Genomic DNA, 16,865 nt, shown 5'->3' on the forward strand with positions numbered 1-16,865 from the left:
CGACAAGGCGTCCCCTAGACGAAGGTGCGGTCGTCCCCCTCCCGGGAGACGACCGCACCTTCGGTCAGATTCTCACGTCCCCTTCTGCGTCGCAGTCCTCCGCAGCCTGATGTTCTCCAGGCGGTCGAAGCCGTCCAGCAGCCGCTCGCCGACGAGCCGCAGCCGCCGCACCGTCGACGGCGGCAGCAGCACCGCCCGCACCCTCCTGGCACGTGAAACCGTCGCCGCCAAGGCCTTGCGCACCCGGCGCAGGTCCCCGCCCATCGGCGGGATCTCGCCGGGCTCCCGCGAGTAGAGCACCCGCTCCACCGCCGAGGCGATCGCCGTGACGGCCGCCGCCGGTTCGGCCCCGAACTCGTACTGCTCGGTCAGCCGCCGCGCCAGCTGGCGCGGTGTCTCGCTGGGCTCGCGGGCCATCCCGTAGTCGTAGAGCGCGTCGTCCAGTTCCGCCCAGGCCGCCGCCACCGCCGGATGGCGGCCCGCCACGACCCTGGCCGTCGTCTCGTCCGACGGCTCCGACACCTTCCAGCCCAGCGCCCGGACCCGCCTGCTCCTGGTGATCAGCCTGGCCGCGGCCGGGATCAGCAGCACCAGCAGCAGCACCGCGGCGCCGATGCCGATCTGCGCGGCGAGCGGCGTCGACTCCTCCGGCGGCAGGCCGCCGTTGGCCAGCAGCGCCTCCCGGTCCAGCTCGCGCACGTTGCCCCGGTTCTGCGGGCCCAGCTCCTCCTCCGCGCTGCCGCTGGAGGTCCGGTCCGGCGTCGGGGAGGAGGGGTCGGCCGTGGCCTCGGGCCGTGGCTGGGTGTACTCCGGCACCCGGGCGCTGCCCTGGCCCAGCGTGCCCGAGGGCGTCGGCTCGAACGGCAGCCAGCCCACGCCCTCGAAGTACAGCTCCGGCCACGAGTGGGAGTCGTTCGTGGCCACCGTCCACTGGCCGGCGAGCTGCGTGCCGCCCGTGTAGCCGATCGCCACCCGCGACGGGATGCCGACGACCCTGGCCAGGATCGCCATCGAGGCGGCGAACTGCTCGCAGTAGCCGGCCCGGCTGTGCAGCAGGAAGTCGGCCAGCGCCGAGTTGCCGTGCCCCTGGGTGCGCAGGCTGTAGGCGAAGCCGCCGGTGTCGGTGAAGAACCTTTGCAGCCGCACGGCCGCCTGGTAGGCGGTCTTGGCGTCGCCCGCCTGCTCCCGCGCGAGCTCCCTGATCTCCTCCGGCAGGTCGTCGGGGAGTTCCAGGTAGCGCTCGTCGATGCTCTGCCGGGACGACGGCGCCGACTCCAGCACCTCGGCCGTGGGCTCCGGGTCGCTGGTCGCGACCTGGTACTCCAGGCCCGCCGCCTCGTCGCGGGTGGAGAAGACCATCAGCGTTCTGACGTCGGCCCGCCAGTCGCCCTCGACGCGGATCTCCCGTGGCGGGTACGGCAGCGGCAGGAACGACAGCTTGGCGATCTCGTCACTGATGGTGATCGTGGACGTGACGTTCTTCAGCTTCACGCCCCCGCCCAGGCCCGGCGGCGGCGGGAGCGGGCCGTTGTCCGTCCTGTTCTCCGGCGCGCCCTCCGGCTGCGTCATGCCGAACTGGTCGCCGTCGAAGGTGTCGAGGGAGTAGATGCGCAGGTACCGGGGCTGGTTGTCGGAGTTGGAGTAGGTCAGCACGGTCCGCTGCTCCGGCAGCTCCAGCTGGCCCTTCAGGTTCGCGATCGGGTTCGGGATGCTGATCGAGTTGCCCCGGCCGGGCCCGCCGCCCCCCACGCCGAAGGTGAAGAACGAGACCGGCTCCATGGCCGGCAGCATCGCCGGCACCAGCACGGCCAGCGCGATGGCGGCGAACCCGATGCGCTTGCCCGACAGTCGCAGCCCGCTCGTGTCGGCGGACGCGCCGGGGCCCCGCCTGTCCGGCCGCAGCTCCGCCGCCGTCGTGCGGGTCCGGCGCACCAGCACCGCCCGGCCCCACTGGCCGACCCGCTCGCGGCCGTCCGCGAGGAGCAGGCCGGTGAACCCGAACGCGGCCACGATGAACGCCGGCCAGCTGATCGGGTCGGACAGGATCGTGGCCGGCACCGTGGCCAGCGCCAGCAGCGGCAGCCCGGCCAGCGCCGCCTTGCGCAGCCTGGTCGCGAACAGGTCGACGACGATCGCGATCAGGCCCACGCCGCCCGTGGTGAGCAGCGTGATGGCCTCGTTGGCCGGGACCGGCGCCGCGTACCGCTGGATGTCGGCCCAGCCGGTGGCCAGCAGGCGCGCCACCTCCACCACGGAGTCCTCGGTCGGCACGAACAGCGCCCAGGCCTCCTCCGCCGCGAACGACACGGTCAGATAGACGAACAGCACGCCCACGCCGAGCAGCGGCGCCGCCCACGACGGCAGCGACAGCCGCCCGCTGACCAGGCTCGCCAGCATGACCGAGAGGACCGCGCCGAGCGAGCCCCAGAACCAGGCCCCGCCCTCGAACAGCGGATAGAGCAGGATCGCGGCCGTGAACGTCGCCACCGCGGCGGCGATCGAGAGCCTCATGAAGCCGTACCTCCGCTCACGGCGAACCGGCCGCGGCTGCCCGCGTCCTGCCACACCGACGCGATCGACACCCCGGCGGGCAGCCGGACGATCCGCCATCCGTATCCGGCCAGCACGGTCTGCACCGCCTGGTAGTCCTCGTCGGCCTCGCGGCCGTTCCACGTCTCCACGTCCAGCAGCACCGCCACGCCGGTGATGCCGCTGTGTCTCAGCCTGGCCAGGTCTCTGGCCTCCTCCGGGTCGAGCGAGCCGAGCACGGCCACGATCAGTCCGTCGCCGCCGCCCGCGCGCAGCGCGGAGACGCCCATCTCCAGCGAGCGCGCCGACGAGCCGCGCACCATCGCCAGCGTGTCCAGCAGCGACCAGCTCAGCCCGGTGTCGGTCAGGTGCTCGGGTCCCTGGTCGGTCACCAGCCGCAGGCCCAGCCCCTCGCGGGCGAGGTGGACGCCGATCGAGGCCGCGGCCGAGACCGCCACCTCGAACGACGAGCGCGGGCCCTCGCCGCGGTGCGCGTACTTACGGGTGTCGAGCAGGAGAGCGCCGCGGCTCTGCCACTGCTGCTCCTCGCGCCGTACCATCAGCTCGCCGCGCCGGGCCGTCGAGCGCCAGTGCACCCGGCGCAGGTCGTCGCCCTGCCGGTACTCGCGCGGGGCCACGTCGTCGTCGCCGGCCGCCGCCACGCTCCTGGTGCGGCTGTCGCCGCCGCCCGTCCACTCGCCGGACAGCCGCACGTGCGGCAGCGCCACCACCTGCGGCGTCACCACGAGCGTGTCGGTGATCGTGAACGCACGGGTCAGCTCCACCAGCCCGAACGGGTCCGCGATGCGCACCGACAGCGGCCCGATGGGGTACCGGCCGCGCAGATCCGAGCGCACCTTGTAGTCGATCTCCCGGATGCCCCGCGCCTCCACCCGGTCCAGCACGAACCTCGGCCGCACGCCCAGCGCGTACGGGACCGTGTCCTCGATCAGCAGCAGGCCGGTGGGCAGCCTGGTCACGTTCTCCAGCCGCAGCGTCACCGTGGCCTCGCCGCCCGCCTCGGCCCTGGCCGGGTCCAGCCGCCTGGCGCAGCTCAGCCGGTAGCGGGTGCGCGCCACCACCATCGCGGCCAGCAGCGGCAGCGCCGCCACCAGCACCCCGATCCTGAACAGGTCGTTCTCGCCGAGCAGGAACGCCATCAGCAGCGCCGCGACGCCCGACGCCAGGAAGGACCGTCCCCTGGAGGTGAGCGCTCGCAGTCCCGCTCTCACGACGCCCGGGTCTCCGGCACCGGGACGCGCCTGACGAGCTCCATCACCACCTGCTCGGGCAGCCGCCGCTGCCCCTGCGCCTCCACGCTGGGCAGCAGCCGGTGCGCCAGCACGGGGACGGCGAGGTCCTGCAGGTCGTCGGGGATGACGTAGTCGCGGCCCGACAGCGCCGCGTGCGCCCGCGCCGCCCGCACCAGTTGCAGCGTGGACCGGGGAGAGGCGCCCAGGCGCAGGTCGGGCGAGTGGCGGGTGGCCACCGCCAGGTCGATGGCGTACTTCTTGACCGGCTGCGACACGTACACGCCGCGCACCGCCTCGATCAGCGCGCGCACCTCCGACGTGGTGGCCACCGGCTCCAGCTTGTCCAGCGGCGAGGTGCCGCCGTGCACGTCCAGCATCTCCAGCTCGGCCGTCGGCTCCGGGTAGCCCATCGCCACCCTGGCCGTGAACCGGTCGCGCTGCGCCTCGGGCAGCGGGTAGGTGCCTTCCATCTCGATCGGGTTCTGCGTCGCGATCACCATGAACGGCGCGTCCAGCTGATAGGTGTGCCCGTCGACGGTGACCTGCCGCTCCTCCATGCACTCCAGCAACGCCGACTGGGTCTTGGGGGAGGCGCGGTTGATCTCGTCGCCCACCACGATGTTGGCGAACACCGGCCCCGGCTTGAACTCGAACTCGCGCGTCTGCTGGTTGTAGGCGCTCACTCCGGTGATGTCACTGGGCAGCAGGTCGGGGGTGAACTGCACGCGGCGCACCGGGCAGTCGATCGACCGCGCCAGCGCCTTGGCCAGCATCGTCTTGCCGACCCCGGGAACGTCCTCGATCAGCAGATGGCCCTCGGCGAGCAACACGGTCAGTGTGAGGCGGACGGCGTCGCCCTTTCCCTCGATCACCGATTCGATGGCCTCGCGGATGCGGTGAGCGGTGGTGACCAGCTCCCCGAGCTGGTGAGGGACGTCATGGGTTACTGCCACCAGGCCTCCATGCGAAGTGCGACGGCCACCTCGCGCGAGGCTGCGCATTGCGGGAGGCATGCCATTGTTTTCCATTATCTGTACGACCCTACGACTCTGTGCGTTCTTGGGCGACTTTTGTGGATATTCCAGAGAAGCCTGCTCCTGTTCGCGTTCTTGTCGCATAGCGGTGCGAATGCCGTAACACACTGGGCCGCGCGCCGCGCCACTTTCCCCCACCTCCGCCCCGCCCGTCACAGGGCCTCCTTATTGGCCCGGCTTTCGCGCGCCCCGACACGCCCGCCGCCGGTCCGCGGGCGCTTCCCCGGCCCCACTCCGCACCACCCGCTATGACCTGCGACAACGCCTCCCAGTTGAGCGGCGGACAAGGTTCGAATCAGTTGACGGTGGGGAGAAGTGGAGTATGGTGGTGCGCAGTGGAGAGCGCGGTGCACCAGCGCCGAGCGCTTCACGAGGCACGGGAGGTGGCGCCGATGTTCCTCGGCACCCATCACCCGCGTCTGGACGACAAGGGACGGCTGTTCCTGCCGGCTAAGTACCGTGAGGAGCTGGCGGAGGGTCTTGTGATCACCAAAGGCCAGGAGCGATGCCTCTACGTCTTTCCTGTGGAGGAGTTCCAGCGCATCACCGAGGCTCTCAGGACCGCCCCGGTTACCGCCAAAGCGGTGCGTGACTACAGCCGCGTCTTCTTCGCCAGCGCGTCCGACGAGAAGCCAGACAAACAGGGGCGCGTCACCATTCCGCAGGGCCTGCGCCAGTACGCCGGCCTGGAGCGTGACTGCGTCGTCATCGGGGCCAACACCCGTCTGGAGATCTGGGACGCACAGGCCTGGGACACCTATCTCAACGAGCAGGAACAGGCGTTCGCCGACCTCTCCGAGGAGGTGTTGCCAGGGATCTTGTAAACAAACGGTCGAGCCGTCGGAGATGTCGTTCGGCGAGGTCTCCACCCGCAACCACTGCCGGCCAGCTGATGCACCTTCCCCGGTGTCAGATGGCAGGCGTCCACGAAGAGGGTGCGGATGGGGACCTGGCCGGGCGGCGCCGGGGTGGGGACCCAGGACAACCGACACATCGACCGGCCGCGTCATCCGCGAGCCAGGACGCGAAAGGGGGGTGGAGATGCACGACGACGCCGACACGACCGGTCACGTTCCGGTCATGCTCGAACGCGTTCTGGAGCTGCTGGAGCCCGCGATCACCGCGTCCGCCTCCGGCCCCGCACCCGTCGTCGTCGACGCCAATCTGGGGCTCGGCGGCCACACCGAGGCCCTGCTCGCCGCACACCCCTCACTCCACGTGATCGGCATCGACCGCGACCCTTTCGCGATCGAGTACGCCACGCGCAGGCTCGCGCCGTACGCCGGGCGCACCACGCTGGTCCACGCCTCGTCCGACGAGCTGGACGCCGTGCTGGCCGGGGCGGGGCGCACCACCATCGACGGGGCGCTGTTCGACCTCGGCGTCTCCTCGCCGCAGCTCGACGAGGCGGCGCGCGGGTTCGCCTACTCCTATGACGCCCCGCTGGACATGCGGATGGACACCGAGCAGGAGCTCACGGCGGAGACGGTGGTCAACACCTACTCCGCGGCCGAGCTGATCCGGATCCTGCGCGACTACGGCGAGGAGCGGTTCGCGGCACGGGTCGCGCACCTCATCGTCAAGGAACGCGCCAAGGACCCCATCACGTCGACGAAGCGGCTCGCGGACCTCGTGAGGGACGCGATCCCCGCCGCTACCCGGCGCACCGGGGGAAACCCCGCCAAAAGGACTTTCCAGGCGCTGCGCATCGAGGTCAACGCGGAGCTCGCCGCCCTGGAGGTGGCGCTGCCCGCCGCGCTCGACGCGCTGGCACTGGGCGGGAGGGTCGTCGTGCTCTCCTACCACTCGCTGGAGGACCGGCTCACCAAGCAGGTCCTCACCGCGCGGACCAGGGACACCAGCCCGCCGGGGCTGCCCGTCCCGCTGCCGGCCCACCAGCCGCGGTTCCGCACCCTGACGAGGGGAGCCGAGCTCCCGAGCGAAGAAGAGCTGGCCCGCAACCCGCGGGCGGCTTCGGCCCGGCTCAGGGCCGCAGAGAGGATCCGTGTTGACGACCAGGACTGAGCAGGAGACCAGGCGGGGCGCGCCCGTCCGCGGCGCTGTGCCCACGACTGGGGCCAAGACCGGCCAGCGCAGGCCCGAGCCGCCGCACCCGGCCAAGCCCGTCCCGCAGCCGCGGCCCGACGCGGCCAGGCGCCGCCCGCGCGCCGACGACGAGCCGGCGCCCCGCGCGGCCCGCCCGGCGCCCTCGCGCGGCGAGACGGGCGCGCGCGCGAGCCGTGGCGCGGCCGGCGTGCGCGACCGCGCCACCCGCGTGGAGACCGACGAGCGCGCGGCCGGGACCGGCGTGCGCGGGTCGCGCACCGTCACCGAGCCGCGCAGGGCGCGTCCCGGCGTGCGCAAGCCGCGTCCCGAGGCCGGTCGGCCCGAGCAGGCGCGCCCGCGGCGCCCCGCCGCCGGGCGGCCCGCGCGGCGCCAGCGCGCCCCGTTCGTGCTGCTCGTCGTCGGGCTGCTGTGCGGTGGCCTGGTCACCCTGCTGCTCCTCAACACCGTCCTGGCGCAGGACTCGATGACCGCCTCCAACCTGGTCGACGAGATCTCCACCGCCCGCCAGCAGAACGAGGACCTCCAGCGCAAGATCGAGGAGGAGAAGCTCCCCGGCAGGGTCGCCGAGCGGGCCGAGGACCTCGACATGCGCCGCGACTGGGACTCGGTCAACAACTACGACGGCTCCGCCTCCAGTCAGGCGGGCCCGGCACGGTGAGAGACTCCGGCGGCAGGGGGCAGGGCCCCGGTCGCGGCGGGGGCGGCGCCGGCTCTCAGGGAGGGCCCGGCGCCGCTCGTCGTACGCCGGGCGGTCCCGGACGGGCGGGGCGCCCCGGCACAGGCCGTGCCTCGTCCCCGGACGACCCCTTCCACCTCCCCTTCGGCGACACTCCCCGCTCCCGGGGAGGTTCCCCGGCCGACGACGACGTTCCCGACGACGACCCCGCTCCCGGCGGCCCACGCCGGCCCCGCCCCGGGCAGGGGAGACCACGCCGCGGCGATGACGACCTCCCCGCTGGAGGCCCGCACGCCGACGAAGGGTCGCGCGGCCGTACCTCCCAGCGGGGCGGTTCCCGCCGGGGGGAGGACGACCTCCCAGCGGGTGGCCCGCACGCGGAGGAACGGTCGCGCGGCCGGGCCGGGCAGCGCGATGGTGAGGCGCCTCCCGGAGGCGCACGCGGGGGGTCCGCCCGGGGAGAGCGGTTCCGCAGGGACGAGAGCGACCACCGGCGCGACGCCGGCCCCTCGCGCGGCCGGGCCGGGCAGCGCGACACGGAGGCGCGGCAGGACGACGCGTTCCGCCGCAGGCCCTCCGACACCGCCCGGCGTCCCCCGCACGACCGATCACGCGGCGACGGCGACGCGCGCGGCCGAGACGACGGCTCGGCGCGCCGCACCCAGGCCGACAACCCTGTACGGCGTCCCCGGGACGAGGACGCCGGACGCGCGCGCCCCGGAGAAGGGCCACGCGCGGCGACACGTGCCGGCACGGACGCGGGCGGCCGTGGGGGCACCCGCGTCCGCGCCGGCGAAGGCGCGCGGCGCGACCCTCAGGACGGGGCGCGGCCGCGCGCGGGCGGCGGAGGCCGCAAGCCGCCCCCGCCGCCGAAGCCGCCGCTCGTGCTCCGCCTCGGCAGCCCGAAGCGGCGCATCAGCATCGGCCTCATCGCCATGACCTTCATCCTGTCGATCTTCGCCGGCCGCCTCATCCAGATGCAGGGCCTCGACTCCAAGGTCTACGAGGCCGCGGCCACCAAGCAGCGCCTGCACGTCGAGAAGATCCCCGCCAAGCGCGGCTCCATCACCGACGTCAACGGGCACAACCTGGCGCTCACGGTCGAGGCGCGCGACATCTCCATCGACCCGTCCAAGATCCCCGCCGAGGTCAGGCAGGGCGTGGCCTCGCTGCTCGCCCGCACCCTCGGCAGGCCCGTGGAGGAGATGGCCGCCAAGCTGGCCAGGACCGACACCCGCTACCAGCTGCTGGCCAGGGGCGTCGCCCCGCCCGTGGCCGACCGGCTGCTCAAGGAGCCGGTGCCGTCGCTCAACGCGACCAGCACCTTCCGCCGCGTCTACCCGGGCGGAGACCTGGCGGGCAGCCTGATCGGCTTCGTCGGCGACGACAAGGACGGCCTGACCGGGATCGAGCAGGTGAAGAACACCGCGCTGGCCGGGACCGACGGCGAGCTGCAGATCGAGACCGGCCGCGACCTGCAGCGCATCCCGATGACCGGCAGCCAGCGCACACCCCCCGTCGACGGCCGCGACGTGCGCCTGACGATCGACCGCGACATCCAGTGGGCCGCCCAGAAGGCGATCGGTGAGCAGGTCGAATCCGCCGGCGCGAGCAGCGGCACCGTCATCGTCATGGACGTGCGCACCGCCGACGTCATCGCCATGGCCAACGCCCCCGAGCTCGACCTGGCCAACTGGCGCGAGGCCCCCGAGTCTCACTACCTCAACCGGGCCGCCGCCGACGTGTTCGAGCCCGGCAGCACCAACAAGGTGATCACCGCCGCGGCCGCGCTGGAGGCCGGCGTGGTCGACTCCGACACGGTCTTCCACGTCAAGGACAACATCCAGTGCTACGACCGGGTGCTGCGTGACGCCCACGCTCACCCGCCGGAGGACATGACCTTCGCCCAGGCCATGGCGCAGTCCAGCAACGTCGCCACGGTCATGGCGGCGCGCAGGGTCGGCAGCGAGGGCCTGTACGACATGCTCAAGGCGTTCGGGTTCGGCACCAAACCCGGCGGCGACATGCCGGGCGCCGGGGCCGGTCTGCTGCCGCACCACGACAAGTGGTCGGGCAGCCAGAGCTGCACGATCGCCTACGGACAGGGCGTGTCGGTGACCGCGCTGCAGATGGCCAGCGTCTACCAGACGATCGCCAACGGCGGCGTGAAGGTCGAGCCCAGGATCGTCGCCGGCACCACCGCCCCCGACGGCACGTTCACGCCGGCCAAGCCCGGAAAGAAGACCAGGGTCATCAGCACGGCCACCGCCAAGGAGATCACCGCCATGCTCGAGGACGCGGTCGGCGCGCAGGGCACCGGCGAGCTGGCCGCCATCCCGGGATATCGGGTGGCGGGCAAAACCGGCACCGCGAACCGCTACGATGCCGAACTCGGCCGCTACGACGGCTACACCGCCTCGTTCGCCGGTTTCACGCCCGCCGACGCGCCCCGCCTGGTGGTGCTGTCGGTGCTGCAGAACCCGAAGAACGGCCACTACGGCGGGCAGATCGCGGCCCCGGTGTTCAAGGATGTGATGACGTTCGCTCTCAAGAGCAGGAAGATCCCGCCTACAGGCTCTGCCGCGTCTCCGGCGCGCGAAGGCGCGGAGCAGTGAGAGGGGAGGGTACGCTGCCGCCGTGCGTCCCCCGTCCATGCGTCCCACCGACAGCCCGCCGCGCCCGCTGACCGCGCTGGCGACCATGCTCGATGCCGAGACCGGCACCGCGCGGTCGCCGCACGCCGCGCTCACCGGCGTCACCCACGACTCCCGCCAGGCGCGGCGCGGAGACCTCTACGTCGCGCTCCGCGGTGAGCGCGCGCACGGCGCCGACTTCTCCGCCGAGGCGATGGCGCGCGGCGCCGTGGCCGTCCTGACCGACGCCGCGGGCCGCGACGCGGCCGTCGCCACCGGCCTGCCGGTGCTCGTCGTGCCCGATCCGCGCGCCCTGCTCGGCCAGGTCGCCGCCTGGGTCTACGGTCACCCGGCCCGCGACATCACGGTCCTCGGCGTCACCGGCACCAGCGGCAAGTCCACCACCACGTTCCTGCTGGAGGCGGGGCTGCGCGCGGCGGGCCTGCGCACCGGCCTGGTGGGCGGCGTCGAGATCCACGCCGGCGACCTGTGCTTCGAAGCCGGGCTCACCACCCCGGAGGCGTCGGATCTGCACGGCCTGTTCGCGCTCATGCGCGAGCAGGGCGTCACCGCGGCCGCCATGGAGGTCTCCAGCCACGCGCTCGCGCTCAACCGCGTCGACGGCGTCTTCTACGACGTGGCGCTGTTCACCAACCTGTCGCAGGACCACCTCGACTTCCACAAGGACCTCGACGACTACTTCGCCACCAAGGCCAGGCTCTTCCAGCCCGAGCTGAGCCGGGTCGGCGTGACCAACCTCGACGATCCCCACGGGCGAGAGCTGCTGCGCCTGGCCAAGGTGCCGATGACCACGTTCTCCGCCCAGGGCGACCCAGGCGCCGAGTGGCGGGCGCTCGACGCCCGGCTGGGCGCCGACGGCAGCGCCTTCAGGATCGTCGGCCCCGGCGGCGTCGAGGCCGACGCGCAGATCGCGCTGCCCGGCCCGTTCAACGTCGCCAACGCGCTCGGCGCCGTCGTCACCCTGGTCGAGGCCGGCGTGCCGCTGCAGACCGCGGTCCACGGCGTCGGCACCCTCACCGGGGTGCCCGGCCGGATGGAGCGGGTCACCGGCTCCGGCGACGAGTTCCAGGCCGTCGTCGACTACTCGCACAAACCCGGCGCCGTGGAGTCGGTGCTCCACTCGCTCCGCGAGGTGACCGCGGGCCGGCTCACCGTCGTGCTCGGCTGCGGCGGCGACCGCGACAGGGGCAAGCGGCCGCTCATGGGCGAGGCCGCCGCGCGGCTGGCCGATGTGGCGGTTCTCACCAGCGACAACCCCCGCTCCGAGGATCCGCTGGCCATCCTGGCCGAGATGATGGAAGGGGCGCTGAGCGTGCCCCGCGAGGAGCGCGCTCATGTGATCATTGAGCCCGACCGCGCGGCCGCCATCGACCTCGCGGTGAACCGCGCCACACGCGGTGACGTCATAGTCGTGGCAGGCAAGGGCCACGAGCAGGGCCAGTACGTTTCAGGCGAGGTGATCCCCTTCGACGACAGGGAGGTGGTCGCCGCAGCGATCGACGCACGCAAGGAAAGCAGGAAGTACGAATGATCCCGTTGCCTCTGGCCAGGATCGCCGAGATAACCTCGGGCGCGCTGTCGGGCATGGCCGACCCCCGCGCCGTGGTGCGCGGCCCCGTCGTGATCGACTCGCGGGCCGTCGAGCCGGGATCCCTCTTCGTCGCGTTCAGAGGCGCCCGCGTCGACGGACACGACTACGCGGCGCAGGCCGTGCGGGCCGGCGCCGTCGCGGTGCTGGCCGGCCGCCCGGTCGAGGCGCCCGCCGTCATCGTGCCTGACACCACGGCCGCGCTGGCCGAGCTGGCGACCGCGCAGGCCGCGTCGCTGCCGGACGCGACCGTGATCGGGGTGACCGGCTCGGCGGGCAAGACCACCACCAAGGACCTCCTCGCGCGGCTGACCGCCAGGATCGGCCCGACGATCGCCCCGGCCGGAAACCACAACAACGAGATCGGCCACCCGCTCACCGTCCTCAAGGCCGGCCTCGACACCCGCTACCTGGTGCTGGAGCTGAGCGCCCGCCACATCGGCAACATCGCCGACCTGGCCCGCATCGCCCCGCCCACGATCGGCGTGGTCCTCAACGTCGGCACCGCCCACATCGGCGAGTTCGGCGGCAAGGAGGCCATCGCCAAGGCCAAGGGCGAGCTGGTCGAGGCGCTGCCGCGCACCGGCGTCGCGGTGCTCAACGCCGACGACCCGCTGGTCCTGGCCATGGCCGCGCGCACCGACGCGCGCGTCACCCTGTTCGGGCGCGGCGAGCACGCGGCCATCCGCGCCGAGGACGTCACCGCCGACGAGCGCGGGCGCGCCTCGTTCACGCTCCGCACCCCCTCCGGCGCCGCGCCCGTCAAGCTCAGGCTGTACGGAGCACACGCGGTCGACAACGCGCTGGCCGCCGCCGCCGCGGGCTACGAGCTGGGCCTGCCCGTCGCCGCCATCGCCGAGGAGCTGTCGGCGGCCGAGCCGCGCAGCCGGTGGCGGATGGAGGTCACCGACCGCCCCGACGGCGTGACGATCGTCAACGACGCCTACAACGCCAACCCCGACTCGATGCGGGCCGCGCTGGAGACGCTCGCCGTGCTCGGGCGCGACCGGCGGCGGTTCGCGGTCATCGCCGCCCTGCGCGAGCTGGGCGAAGACAGCGAGGCGCTCAACACCGAGGTCGGCCGCCTGGCCGGCGCGGGCGGCCTGACCGGGCTCGTCGTGGCCGGCCCCGACGCGGGCCCGGTGCTCCAGGGCGCCCACGCGGGCGCCGAGCAGGCCCAGCGAGGCGGGCCCCCGGGCACCCCGCTGCCCCGCATCGTGCACGTGCCCGACGCCCAGGCCGCCGCCGCCGAGCTCGGCCCGTGGCTGCGGCCCGGCGACGTCGTGCTCGTCAAGGGCCCGCGCGCCATGGGCCTGGAGCGCACCGCCGAGCTCCTGCTGGGAGGTGCAGGCCGGTGACCAACATCATCATCGCCGGCGCCGTCGGGCTCGTCCTGTCGATGCTCGGCACCCCCCTGGCCATCCGGGTGTTCTCCAGGCGCGGCTACGGCCAGGAGATCCGCGAGGAAGGACCGTCCGGCCACCACGGCAAGCGCGGCACCCCCACCATGGGCGGCACCGTCATCGTGCTCGGCTCGCTGCTCGCCTACGGCGCCTCCCACCTGGCCACGCTGGAGCCGGTCACCGCCTCCGGCCTGCTCGTGCTGTTCCTGATGACCGGGCTCGGCGCCGTCGGCTTCCTCGACGACTTCATCAAGATCTACAAGCAGCGCAGCCTCGGCCTGCGCAGCGGCGCCAAGGCGTTCGGCCAGCTCATCGTGGGCGCGATCTTCGCCGTGCTGGTCACCCAGCAGCCGAACATCTACCAGATCACCCCCGCCGACACCCGGCTCTCCTTCCTGCGCGACTTCGGCCCGTCGATCGGCATCGTGGGGTTCACCATCTGGGTGCTCATCATGATCGTCGGGTTCTCCAACGCGGTGAACCTCACCGACGGCCTCGACGGCCTGGCCAGCGGCGCCACCGGCGTGGTGCTCGGCGCGTACGTGCTCATCGGCAACTGGCAGCTCCGCAACAACTGCATCGACCAGCTCGGCCCCAACTGCTACTGGGTGCGCGACCCGCTCGACCTGGCCGTGGTCGCCGCCTCGGTGCTCGGCGCGCTCGTCGGCTTCCTGTGGTGGAACGCCCCGCCCGCCAAGATCTTCATGGGAGACACCGGCTCGCTGGCCCTCGGCGGCGTGCTGGCCGGACTGGCCATCGCCACCCGCACCCAGCTGCTGCTCATCCTCCTCGCCGGGCTCTGCGTGGTCATCACGCTGTCGGTGATCATCCAGGTCGGCTTCTTCAAGATGACCGGCAAACGGGTGTTCCGGATGGCGCCGCTGCAGCACCACTTCGAGCTCAAGGGCTGGGCCGAGACGACGATCGTGGTCCGCTTCTGGCTGATCGCCGGTCTGTGCGCGGCGCTCGGGCTCGGCCTGTTCTACGTCGAATGGATGCCCCGCTGATGAGTCTCACCTGCGTCGCCGGGCTCGGCGTGTCCGGCACCGCCGTGGCCAGGGCCCTCGCCGGGCGGGGCGAGCGCGTGGTGGTCGTGGAGTCCGGCGGGGGAGAGCGGCAGCTGGCCGCGGCGGCGGAGCTGTCCGGCCGCGGCGTGGAGGTCCGGCTCGGCCCGCTGTCGCTGCCCGAGGGCACCACCCGGCTGGTCACCACCGGCTGGGCGCCGCACCACCCGCTGATCGCCGCCGCCCTGTCGGCCGGCGTCGAGGTGATCGGCGAGGTGGAGCTCGCCTGGCGGCTGCGGCCCGCCGAGCCCGCCCCCTGGCTGGCGCTCACCGGCACCAACGGCAAGACCACCGCCGTGCGCATGCTCACCGCCATGCTGACCGCCGCCGGTCACAAGGCCGCCGCCGTCGGCAACGTGGGCGTGCCCGTCGTCGAAGCCGTGCGCGAGCCGTACGACGTGCTCGCGGTCGAGTTGTCCAGCTTCCAGCTCCACTGGTCGGCCACGCTCGCCCCGCACGCCGCGGCCGTGCTCAACGTGGCGCCCGACCACCTCGACTGGCACGGCTCGATGGACGCCTACGCGGCCGCCAAGGGGCGCGTCTTCGAACGGGCCGGCACCGTGATCTACAACGCCGACGACCCGGAGTCCGCCCGGCTGGCCGGTCCTTACCCCGGCGCGGTCGGGTTCACGCTGCGCGTCCCCAGGCCCGGCCAGGTCGGCCTGGTCGAGGACCTGCTGGTCGACCGGGCCTTCGTCGGCGACCCCGTGGAGGCGGCCGAGGAGCTCGCCACACTCGCCGACGTGCGCCCGCTCGCGCCCCACAACGTCGCCAACGCCCTGGCCGCCGCCGCGCTGGCCCGCGCGTTCGGCGTGCCGGCGGAAGCGGTGCGGCAGGGCCTGCGGGACTTCACGCCCGACCCGCACCGGCTGGCGCACGTCGCCAGGGTCGCCGAGGTCGACTACGTGGACGACTCCAAGGCCACCAACCCGCACGCCGCCGCGGCCGCGCTGGCGTCCTACCCGTCGATCGTGTGGGTGGCCGGCGGGCAGCTCAAGGGCGCCGACGTGGCCGACCTGGTCCGCCAGGCGGCGCCGCGGCTGCGCGGGGCCGTCCTGCTCGGCGCCGACCGGGCCAGGATCGCCGAAGCTCTCGCGCGACACGCGCCGAATGTCCCCGTCGTGGACATCGAAGGTCAGGACACTGGTGTGATGGACCGTGTCGTGACCGAAGCCTCCCGCCTCGCCTCCCCCGGGGACACCGTGCTGCTCGCCCCGGCGGGCGCCTCGCTGGACATGTTCCCCGGCTACCCGGCCCGAGGGGAGGCCTTCGCGCGAGCCGTACGCGCCTTGGAGGCGGGCACGTGAGCACGGCCACCGGCGAACGCGCCGAGCCCGCCCGCCCGGCCGCCACGCAGCAGCCGTCGACCTGGGCCCGCGAGCGGCTCACCACGCTCAAGGAGCTGCTCGACAAGCCGCTGGCGACCTACTACCTGATCCTCGGGTGCAGCCTGCTGCTGCTCTCGCTCGGGCTGATGATGGTGCTCTCCGCCTCCAGCATCGAGGCGATGCAGGAGACCGGCAACCCGTTCTACTGGTTCATCAAGCAGTCGCTGTCGGCGGCCGTCGGGCTGCCCATCATGTGGTTCTTCACGCAGCTGCCCTACCGGTTCTTCCGGTGGATGGGCTATCCGCTGATGGCGTTGTCGATCATCGCGCTGGTCCTGGTGCTGTTCATCGGCTCGTCCGAGCTGGGCGCGCAGCGGTGGATCTACTTCGGCCCGTTCACCGTCCAGCCGTCCGAGCCGGCCAAGCTCGGGCTGGCGCTGTGGGGGGCCGACCTGCTGGCGCGGCGGGTGCGCAAGGGCCGCATCGAGTGGCGGCAGATGCTCATCCCGCTGCTGCCCGGCACCGCCATCCTGGCCATCCTGGTCATGCTCGGCAGCGACCTCGGCACCACGCTCGTGCTGTTCCTGATCTTCCTGGCGCTGCTGTGGGTGGTGGGGGCGCCGGTCAAGCTGTTCGGCGGCATCCTCTCGCTCGCCGTGCTGGCCGCCGTCATCATGATCACCGTGGAGCCCTACCGGCTGGCCCGCGTCGGCGCCTTCCTCGACCCGTGGGCCGACGCGCAGGGCGCGGGCTACCAGGCCGTGCAGGGGCAGATCGCGATGGGCTCGGGCGGCTGGTTCGGGCTCGGGCTCGGCAGCAGCAGGCAGAAGTGGGACTGGCTGCCGCACGGCGAGAGCGACTTCATCTTCGCCATCCTCGGCGAGGAGCTCGGGCTGATGGGCACGCTGCTGGTGGTCGCGCTGTTCGGCCTGCTCGGGTACGCCGGGCTGCGGGTGGCCTCCCGGGTCAACGACGCGTTCGTCCGGCTGGTCTCCGTCGCGGTCGTGGCCTGGGTCGTCGGGCAGGCCATCGTCAACATGGGCGCGGTGCTCGGGGTCCTGCCGATCACCGGCATCCCGCTGCCGCTGGTCTCCTACGGCGGGTCCGCGCTGCTGCCCACGCTGGCGGCGCTGGGCATGCTGCTGTCGTTCGCCAAGCGGGAGCCGGGGGCGCGTGAGGCTCTGGCCGCGCGTGGCCCCGGACCGGCCGTGCGGGCCCTAAGCTGGCTTGGCCTGGGGGGTATGACCAGAGGCCGAGGAAGACGTTAGG

General features: G+C 73.1%; 12 protein-coding genes. 9 read left to right on the forward strand and 3 right to left on the reverse strand.

Going from position 1 to position 16,865, the window contains the following annotated elements; all coding sequences use genetic code 11:
- Positions 1 to 72: 72 nt before the first annotated feature.
- Genes ACZ6YG_RS05640 through ACZ6YG_RS05650 form a run of 3 tightly spaced genes read right to left on the reverse strand, consistent with a single transcriptional unit; the run spans position 73 to position 4,783 of the window.
- Positions 73 to 2,511 (reverse strand): transglutaminase TgpA family protein, encoded by a 2,439-nt coding sequence (locus ACZ6YG_RS05640; RefSeq protein ID WP_148032685.1) that lies wholly within the window; start codon positions 2,509 to 2,511, stop codon positions 73 to 75.
- A complete protein-coding gene (locus tag ACZ6YG_RS05645; protein ID WP_148032684.1) occupies positions 2,508 to 3,761 on the reverse strand; it encodes a DUF58 domain-containing protein in 1,254 nt (417 codons plus the stop codon). Before ACZ6YG_RS05645 ends, ACZ6YG_RS05640 begins: the two co-directional genes overlap by 4 nt.
- Positions 3,758 to 4,783 carry an AAA family ATPase gene (locus ACZ6YG_RS05650; protein WP_372452399.1) on the reverse strand — a complete coding sequence of 342 codons (1,026 nt, stop codon included), beginning with the start codon at positions 4,781 to 4,783 and terminating at the stop codon, positions 3,758 to 3,760. The genes ACZ6YG_RS05645 and ACZ6YG_RS05650 overlap by 4 nt, the downstream gene beginning before the upstream one ends.
- A gap of 425 nt (positions 4,784 to 5,208) precedes the next feature.
- Here ACZ6YG_RS05650 and mraZ point away from each other — a divergent pair, with 425 nt between their 5' ends.
- The 9 genes from mraZ (at position 5,209) to ftsW (ending at position 16,864) form a co-directional block, all read left to right on the forward strand.
- Complete coding sequence (gene mraZ / locus ACZ6YG_RS05655; RefSeq protein WP_148032682.1) at positions 5,209 to 5,640, forward strand: division/cell wall cluster transcriptional repressor MraZ; 432 nt, start codon at positions 5,209 to 5,211, stop codon at positions 5,638 to 5,640.
- 217 nt (positions 5,641 to 5,857) lie between these two features.
- Positions 5,858 to 6,841 (forward strand): 16S rRNA (cytosine(1402)-N(4))-methyltransferase RsmH, encoded by a 984-nt coding sequence (gene rsmH / locus ACZ6YG_RS05660; protein WP_148032681.1) that lies wholly within the window; start codon positions 5,858 to 5,860, stop codon positions 6,839 to 6,841.
- Positions 6,825 to 7,541: a cell division protein FtsL gene (gene ftsL, locus ACZ6YG_RS05665; protein ID WP_148032680.1), complete on the forward strand. Its 717-nt coding sequence runs from the start codon at positions 6,825 to 6,827 to the stop codon at positions 7,539 to 7,541. The genes rsmH and ftsL overlap by 17 nt, the downstream gene beginning before the upstream one ends.
- A 902-nt stretch (positions 7,542 to 8,443) precedes the next feature.
- Positions 8,444 to 10,174, forward strand: coding sequence for a peptidoglycan D,D-transpeptidase FtsI family protein (locus ACZ6YG_RS05670; RefSeq protein WP_466017470.1), 1,731 nt, complete (start codon positions 8,444 to 8,446; stop codon positions 10,172 to 10,174).
- Positions 10,175 to 10,211: 37 nt separating this feature from the next.
- Complete coding sequence (locus ACZ6YG_RS05675) at positions 10,212 to 11,744, forward strand: UDP-N-acetylmuramoyl-L-alanyl-D-glutamate--2,6-diaminopimelate ligase (RefSeq protein WP_466017471.1); 1,533 nt, start codon at positions 10,212 to 10,214, stop codon at positions 11,742 to 11,744.
- Positions 11,741 to 13,159 carry a UDP-N-acetylmuramoyl-tripeptide--D-alanyl-D-alanine ligase gene (locus tag ACZ6YG_RS05680; protein WP_466017310.1) on the forward strand — a complete coding sequence of 473 codons (1,419 nt, stop codon included), beginning with the start codon at positions 11,741 to 11,743 and terminating at the stop codon, positions 13,157 to 13,159. The genes ACZ6YG_RS05675 and ACZ6YG_RS05680 overlap by 4 nt, the downstream gene beginning before the upstream one ends.
- On the forward strand, positions 13,156 to 14,211 hold the full coding sequence (gene mraY / locus ACZ6YG_RS05685) for a phospho-N-acetylmuramoyl-pentapeptide-transferase (RefSeq protein ID WP_148032678.1): 1,056 nt from the start codon (positions 13,156 to 13,158) through the stop codon (positions 14,209 to 14,211). Before ACZ6YG_RS05680 ends, mraY begins: the two co-directional genes overlap by 4 nt.
- Positions 14,211 to 15,575 carry a UDP-N-acetylmuramoyl-L-alanine--D-glutamate ligase gene (gene murD / locus ACZ6YG_RS05690; RefSeq protein ID WP_466017311.1) on the forward strand — a complete coding sequence of 455 codons (1,365 nt, stop codon included), beginning with the start codon at positions 14,211 to 14,213 and terminating at the stop codon, positions 15,573 to 15,575. The genes mraY and murD overlap by 1 nt, the downstream gene beginning before the upstream one ends.
- Positions 15,572 to 16,864, forward strand: coding sequence for a putative lipid II flippase FtsW (gene ftsW, locus ACZ6YG_RS05695; RefSeq protein WP_466017312.1), 1,293 nt, complete (start codon positions 15,572 to 15,574; stop codon positions 16,862 to 16,864). The genes murD and ftsW overlap by 4 nt, the downstream gene beginning before the upstream one ends.
- Position 16,865 lies beyond the last annotated feature (1 nt).

It is taken from the genome of Nonomuraea sp. NPDC054003 (genome assembly GCF_055585125.1).

Bases quoted from the DNA above. Each gene is read 5' to 3' on its own strand.
- rsmH (WP_148032681.1), top strand. From the start codon at position 5,858: ATGCACGACGACGCCGACACGACCGGTCACGTTCCGGTCATGCTCGAA.
- ACZ6YG_RS05680 (WP_466017310.1), top strand. From the start codon at position 11,741: ATGATCCCGTTGCCTCTGGCCAGGATCGCCGAGATAACCTCGGGCGCG.
- murD (WP_466017311.1), top strand. From the start codon at position 14,211: ATGAGTCTCACCTGCGTCGCCGGGCTCGGCGTGTCCGGCACCGCCGTG.
- ACZ6YG_RS05650 (WP_372452399.1), bottom strand. From the start codon at position 4,783: ATGCGCAGCCTCGCGCGAGGTGGCCGTCGCACTTCGCATGGAGGCCTG.
- ACZ6YG_RS05675 (WP_466017471.1), top strand. From the start codon at position 10,212: ATGCGTCCCACCGACAGCCCGCCGCGCCCGCTGACCGCGCTGGCGACC.
- mraZ (WP_148032682.1), top strand. From the start codon at position 5,209: ATGTTCCTCGGCACCCATCACCCGCGTCTGGACGACAAGGGACGGCTG.
- ACZ6YG_RS05640 (WP_148032685.1), bottom strand. From the start codon at position 2,511: ATGAGGCTCTCGATCGCCGCCGCGGTGGCGACGTTCACGGCCGCGATC.